We start from the raw sequence: 2,740 nt of genomic DNA, 5'->3' as shown, positions 1-2,740 counted from the left end.
ACAGCAAGCGCCATTGAGAGCGGCAGAGTCTATTTCAATGTTGAATTTACACCAACAACACCAGCAGAACACATCACGTTCCGTTCACGCATCATCAATGATTACCTAGAGGAGATCTTTTAATGACTGTACCTGTTTTACCAAGAGTTCTAAAATATTTTAATATTTTTGTTGATGGCATTCCCTATCAGGCAAAATGCGAAAGCGTGACACTGCCAAATTTAAGTTTGGTTGTTGAAAGCTATCGCGGTGGCGGCATGGATAGCTCCATTGAGGTTGATCTTGGGCTTGAAACACTCATCCTCACTATGACCATTTCTGATTGTTCTCCAGAACTGATGGCACTATTAGGGCGCTCTGATGTGAACATTTCATTGCGAAGTTCAATGCAAGCACAAGGCACACCAGCAGAAGGTGTTGTCATCACCATGAGGGGGCTTTGCAAAGGCTTTGAAATGGCAGAATGGCAACCGGGAAGCAAAGCAACATCCACTGCTACATTTACATTGCAGTATTTCAAATATGTTCAGAAAGATATTGAAATTGTTGAGATAGATGTCCTCAACTTAATCAGAAAATTCAATGGTGTTAACCAATTAGCAGAACATAAAAACTTTTTAGGAATATAAAAATGACCGTACAAACAAGCATGACGCATCAATTGCTTATCCCTGTTACCTTTGAAGGAAAAGAGCATACCACAATCACCTTACGGCGCCCCAAAACAAAAGATGTCCAAGCCATCGACAAAAAGGAAGGTGTTGAACAAACAATTGCTATGGTTGCCCGCCTTTCTGGATGGCCCCATGAAGCTGTTGGAGAACTCGATATGAGTGACTTGTCGAGCATTGGAGAAATTTTAGAGTCTTTTATCAAGCGGCGGGACACCTCGACTGGGAAACCGCCGCTAAACTCATAGCAGATATTGCTATTGTTTTTCATTGGTCCCTTTCAGACATGATGGAAATGGAACCGCAAGAATTAATCTTCTGGCGAAAACAAGCAGCAGAAAGGTATAAAACAAAATGAGTGAAAAAGTTGCTGATGCAAAGGTAAAATTGTCTCTTGAAGACAAACTCACCGAGCCTCTTAAACATCTTCAAAAAAAATTTGATACATTGTCAAAAACACTCTCCCATAGATTGAGTATCCCTCGCTTTTCTGCTGCAGTCAAAAATATGACATCACGTTTGCAAGGTGTTCAAAGTGCCCTTGGCACGGCGGCAAGCCGTGCTTCGCTCTTTACCGGTGCTTTAGGGCTTGCCGGTGGAGGTCTTATAGCAAGTGTCACCGCCCTCACCATGAAAACCATGCATCTTGGGGATAGTCTTCATCACGCATCTCGGCATTTGGGAATGAGTGTTACAGCACTGCAATTATGGGGTGATGCAGCAGACAACTCAGGATACTCTGCTGAACTTTTTCAACAATCCTTAGCAACTTTAAATAGGCGTTCGGCACAAGCATATGCCGGACAAAAAAGAGGCATTATGGGGTTTGAGGCACTTGGTATTTCTGTCAAAGATGCCTCTGGAAAACTCAAATCAAACTCCACTTTGTTAGAAGAAATTACCGACAAAATGAGTAAGATGAAAAACCAAGCGCAAAGACAGCATATTGCTGCTCTGCTGTTTGGTGGTGATGGCAAAGAAATGGCAGCCATGCTTGCGCAAGGGATGGCTCCCATCAAAGAGCTGTTTGCAAAGGCGCGGAAAGGAAAATGGCTCATCGGTGCTGATGTCGCACGCTATGCCGCAGATTTGAGTGATAAGCTTGGTGCTTTTAAGAAAAAAATAGGGGGTATCGCTAGCTTTATTGGCGCCCGCTTTATGCCTGTAATCAATGATATGGTTGATGCTTTTGAAAAACTGATTGATGAAAACCGTGATCTCATACAAACAACCGTTGCTGGGTGGGCAAAAACCTTAAAAAAAGTCTTTAATGATTTGCTTAATCCTACCTCTGATTTGAGAAAAGGCATCAGCGATCTCACAAAGAGAATTAAAAGCTGGTTTTACTGGATGGAACCACTTGTTGGTGAAATAACCCTGTTAAAAATAGGACTTATAGCACTTGGTTCCTTTATTTTTGGTCCACTCATTGCCGCATTAGCTGCCGCGGGAGCAGCGTTTGTCACGCTTGGCTATACAATCTTGACAACACCTATTGGTTGGCTCATTGGTGGTATTGCATTGCTTGTCGGAGCCGGATATCTCCTCTACAAAAACTGGGACAAAATCAATGGATGGTTGGCTGCATCCTTAACTGTCGTTGGCGCTGTTGTTATCAGACTGGCTGTTGCTTTTACAGGACCGCTGTTTTCAGCAATAGGTTCAGTTTGTTCAGCCTTTATGGGACTTATTGCAACTCTTATGGGACTTATTGCAACTCTTGGAAAAGCCCTATTTTCAAAAATAATCGCGGCTGACAAAGCTTTTATAGGGCTTGCCAGAACCCTCGGTCAATCACTACTTTCAGCAACAAAATCAGTTTGTTCAGCATTTATGAGGCTTGCTGTAACTCTTGCAAGAACACTCTTTTCAGCCTTAGTCTCGGCTAGTTCAGCTCTTCTTTCGCTTGCTGCAACTCTTATAGGCTCTCTGCTTTCAGCAATAACTGCCGTTGGCTCTGCTTTTATATCGCTTGGTGTCGCAATCATGACCACTCCCGTAGGCTGGATAATCGGGGGCATTGCAGCGCTTGTCGCAGCTGGATATCTCCTCTACAAAAACTGGAATAC

At 43.2% G+C, this 2,740-nt stretch carries 4 protein-coding genes; all 4 read left to right on the top strand.

Annotated features, from left to right (window positions below):
* The first annotated feature begins 122 nt into the window (after nt 1–122).
* Nucleotides 123–629, top strand: a complete 507-nt coding sequence (locus tag AC0QT1_RS08420; RefSeq protein WP_473202110.1) for a phage major tail tube protein — start codon at nt 123–125, stop codon at nt 627–629.
* A 2-nt stretch (nt 630–631) separates the two neighbouring features.
* Complete coding sequence (locus AC0QT1_RS08415; RefSeq protein WP_473202109.1) at nt 632–919, top strand: phage tail assembly protein; 288 nt, start codon at nt 632–634, stop codon at nt 917–919.
* Between the two features lie 38 nt (nt 920–957).
* A complete protein-coding gene (locus tag AC0QT1_RS08410; RefSeq protein ID WP_081485993.1) occupies nt 958–1,029 on the top strand; it encodes a GpE family phage tail protein in 72 nt (23 codons plus the stop codon).
* Nucleotides 1,026–2,740, top strand: a 1,715-nt coding sequence (locus tag AC0QT1_RS08405; protein ID WP_473202108.1) for a phage tail tape measure protein, incomplete at its 3' end; no start/stop codon positions are given. The genes AC0QT1_RS08410 and AC0QT1_RS08405, both read left to right, overlap by 4 nt.

The organism is Bartonella sp. P12B (genome assembly GCF_055796185.1).
The sequence above is the reverse complement of the archived record's forward strand: the minus strand, read 5'-3'. Positions and strand labels throughout refer to the sequence as shown.